The following is a 4,080-nucleotide window of genomic DNA, read 5'->3' on the forward strand; positions in this document are numbered from 1 at the left end:
GTCCTTGGTCGCCCCTGAGGGGACCCGTACGCCCGCGGTGATCGTTCGGACACTGAAGGTCAAGCATTCAACCACTATGGGTCTTCAACCGGACTACAGAGAGTGCCCGGAGCCGGACTCGAACCGGCACGGCCATGTAGGCCAGCGAGGTTTAAGCTCGCCGTGTCTGCATTCCACCATCCGGGCCAGGTGTGGCTCCGCGTAAGCACATGAGCCTATCTGGGTAATCCCCGGCCCTCAGGCGACCCGTGGCCCGATGTTGTCTTATTTTATTGCCGCTTGAGGGAGCGTCAGCGCAGGTCGGGCGGTCGGCGGGAGTGGCTGCCCGGACACCCGGCAGGTGGGGCGGCGGGAAGCGATTGACGGAAACTCGACGCCCGGGGGCGCCTCCGGAGCGACCGGGCGGCGCTCCGTCGCCGGACCGCGACCCTCAGGGCGCCGTGTCCGCCCTCTCACCTGGGACAGCACTCCCCGGTCCGCCGAGGGCCTCAGGGGCGCCGTCATACCAAAGGAGGACGGGCGGCCCTTTCGATGCGACCAAAGGCGGCCATGGGAACGGGCACGCGGTCTGACGTTCCACGGTCAAGCAGCGCCGACGATGGAACCATCCCCCCGGGGTCCCCATCTTCCAGTGCTCAAGGAGCGTCCCCTCGTGACCACCATGCCCCTCGCACACCGCGCCACCACGGTGGCCGCCCGCGCCACGGACCTGTCCAAGGTGTACGGACAGGGCGAGACCCAGGTGGTCGCGCTGGACCGGGTGAGCGTCGACTTCCGGCAGGCCGAGTTCACCGCGATCATGGGACCCTCGGGCTCCGGCAAGTCGACTCTGATGCACTGCGTCGCCGGGCTCGACACCTTCAGCTCCGGTTCCGTGCGCATCGGCGAGACCGAACTGGGGTCGCTCAAGGACAAGCAGCTCACGCAGCTGCGCCGGGACAAGATCGGCTTCATCTTCCAGGCGTTCAACCTGCTGCCGACGCTGACCGCGCTGGAGAACATCACCCTGCCCATGGATATCGCGGGCCGTAAGCCGGACCGCCAGTGGCTGGACGCGGTGATCGCGATGGTGGGTCTGCGGGACCGGCTGGGGCACCGTCCCACCCAGCTCTCCGGCGGGCAGCAGCAGCGCGTGGCCGTCGCCCGCGCCCTCGCCTCCCAGCCCGAGATCATCTTCGGCGACGAGCCCACCGGAAACCTGGACTCGCGCTCCGGCGCCGAGGTCCTCGGCTTCCTGCGCAACTCGGTGCGCGAGCTGGGCCAGACCGTGGTGATGGTGACCCATGACCCGGTCGCCGCCTCCTACGCGGACCGGGTGATCTTCCTCGCCGACGGCCGGATCGTCGACGAGATGCTGCACCCCTCCGCGGATGGCGTCCTCGACCGTATGAAGGCGTTCGACGCCAAGGGCCGGACTTCCTGACACCCCGGCAGCCCCCACGAATCCGGCTCACACCCCAGGACTGACACCATGCTCCGTACCGCCCTGCGCAATGTGCTCGCGCACAAGGCCAGGCTGCTGATGACCGTGCTCGCCGTCATGCTCGGCGTCGCCTTCGTCTCCGGCACCCTCGTCTTCACCGACACCCTCGGCAACGCCTTCCGCAACCAGTCGGCCAAGGACTTCGGCAAGACCGCCGTCGTCGTCCAGAGCCCGACAGTCGACAGCGGCAGCGGTCACTCCGCCACCGGTCTGAGCGCCGCCACCCTGGCGAAGATCCAGGGCGCGGCCGGGGTCGAGAACGCGTCCGGGCGGGTCTCCGGGTTCGCCGGGGTCGCCGACACCAAGGGCAAGCTGATCGGCACCGGCTGGGCCAACAAGGGCGCCAACTTCTCGCCCGGCAAGGACGGGAAGGACGCCGCGTACGACTTCACCAGCGGCACCGGCCCCACCCAGGCCGGGCAGATCGCCCTGGACAAGGAGAGCGCCCGCAAGGGCGAGTACACGGTCGGCGAGACCGTGCGCGTGGCGACCAACGGTCCGGTGCGCGAGTTCACCCTCTCCGGGATCTTCACCACCGAGGACGGTGAGGTGAACGCGGGCGGCAGCCTGGTCCTGTTCAGCACCCCCGTCGCCCAGCAGCTCTACCTCAAGCCCGGCCTCTTCCACGAGATCAACGTCACCGCCGCCGCCGGGGTCTCCGACGACGCGGTGCTCGCCGATGTGAAGCCGCTGCTGCCCAAGGGCGCGGAGGCCGAGACCGGCACCGCGCTCGCCGACGAGCAGGCCAAGGCCATCGAGTCCGGGCTCGGCGCCCTGAACACCACGCTGCTCGTCTTCGCGGGCATCGCCCTCTTCGTCGGTGTCTTCCTGATCGCCAACACCTTCACCATGCTGGTCGCCCAGCGCACCAAGGAGCTGGCCCTGATGCGCGCCGTCGGCGCCTCCCGGCGCCAGGTCAAGCGCTCGGTGATCCTGGAGGCGGGTCTGGTCGGCGCGGTCGCCTCGGTCATCGGCTTCGGGCTCGGCATCGGGCTGGCGATCGGGCTGAAGTCCGGCATGGACACCTTCGGCGCGAAGATCCCCGCCGGGCCGCTCCAGGTGGAGCCGCTCTCGGTGGTGGCCGCCTTCACCGTCGGTGTGCTGATCACCATCCTGGCCGCCTGGCTGCCCGCCCGCCGGGCCGCGAAGATCCCGCCGGTCGCCGCGATGAGCGCGGTCCACGCGACCGCCACCACCAAGTCGCTGGTGGTGCGGAACAGCATCGGCGCCCTCATCACCCTGGCCGGTGCCGCCGGGATCGTGGCCGGCGCCGCGCAGGGCGGCGAGAACGGCCGGATGATCATCGGTGGGGGCGCGTTCTTCTCCCTCATCGGTGTGATCGTGCTGATCCCGCTGCTCTCCCGGCCGATGATCGCGCTGATCCACCCGCTGCTGCGCAAGTTCTTCGGGGTCTCCGGCAAGCTGGCCGGACAGAACGCGGTCCGTAACCCCCGGCGTACCGGAGCCACTGCCTCCGCGCTCGCCATCGGACTGACCCTGGTCACCGGACTGACCGTCCTCGGCGTCACCCTCGGCCAGGCCATCGACCGCTCGACCACCAGCAACATCAAGGCCGACTACCTGGTCACCATGGCCAGCGGCGACAACCTCGACCGCTCGGCGGTCACCGCGCTGAGCAAGGCCAAGGGCGCCGAGGCCGTCTCCGCCCAGCAGGCGTTCTTCCTCACCGTGAAGGGCGAGGAGCGGGCCGCGTCCGCCGTCGACCCGGCCAGCCTGGAGCAGGTCTTCTCACTGAAGACCCTGGAGGGCTCGCTGAAGACCCTTGGCGACGGCCAGCTCGCCGTCGCCGAGAAGACGGCCGAGAAGCAGGGCTGGAAGGCGGGCGACACCGTCCCGGTCAGCTTCACCAAGGAGACCGTCAACGCCAAGCCGGAGCACCGGAAGCTGACGATCGGCGCGATCTACGAGGACAACGAGGTCGTCTCCCCCTACATCCTGTCCCAGGACCTCGTCGCCCCGTACGACACCACCCCGGACATCCGTGAGGTCTGGATCGCCATGGACGGCGGCGAGACCAGCGCCAACGAGCAGGCCCTGGTGACCGCGCTCGGCGACAACCCCGGCATGAACATCATGGACAAGCAGGACATCCGCAATCTCTTCGGCGGCATGATCAACACCCTGCTGAACATCATGTACGGCCTGCTGGCGATGGCCCTGATCATCGCGGTCCTCGGCGTGGTCAACACGCTGGCCATGTCCGTCTTCGAGCGTCAGCAGGAGATCGGCATGCTCCGCGCGATCGGCCTGGACCGGGGCAAGGTCAAGCGCATGATCCGCCTGGAGGCCGTCGTGATCTCCCTCTTCGGCGCGGTGATCGGTGTCGCCCTCGGCACCTTCCTGGCCTGGGCGGTCGGCGAGACCCTCAAGAACAGCATCCCGGAGTACGCCCTGGTCATCCCGTGGGAGCGGATCGGAATCTTCCTGCTCCTCGCCGGTGTGGTCGGCATCCTGGCCTCGCTGTGGCCCGCCCGCAGCGCCGCCCGGCTGAACATGCTGACGGCCATCAAGACCGAGTAGGCCGAGTAGGCCGCAGCCTGACCCGGGGACGGCACGGGCCCCGCGACGCTCACCGC

Annotated in this window: 2 protein-coding genes and 1 tRNA gene; 2 read left to right on the forward strand and 1 reads right to left on the reverse strand. The window is 69.3% G+C overall.

Annotated features, from left to right (window positions below):
• Nucleotides 1-103: 103 nt before the first annotated feature.
• Nucleotides 104-186 (reverse strand) — tRNA-Leu (locus ACFVIM_RS33495).
• Between the two features lie 466 nt (nt 187-652).
• Between ACFVIM_RS33495 and ACFVIM_RS33500 the strand changes: the two genes are divergently transcribed.
• Nucleotides 653-1,423, forward strand: coding sequence for an ABC transporter ATP-binding protein (locus tag ACFVIM_RS33500; RefSeq protein ID WP_384309666.1), 771 nt, complete (start codon nt 653-655; stop codon nt 1,421-1,423).
• A gap of 48 nt (nt 1,424-1,471) precedes the next feature.
• A complete protein-coding gene (locus ACFVIM_RS33505) occupies nt 1,472-4,024 on the forward strand; it encodes an ABC transporter permease (protein ID WP_384309669.1) in 2,553 nt (850 codons plus the stop codon).
• The last annotated feature ends 56 nt before the right edge of the window (nt 4,025-4,080 follow it).

It is taken from the genome of Streptomyces sp. NPDC057638, assembly GCF_042800315.1.
Classification (GTDB): domain Bacteria; phylum Actinomycetota; class Actinomycetes; order Streptomycetales; family Streptomycetaceae; genus Streptomyces.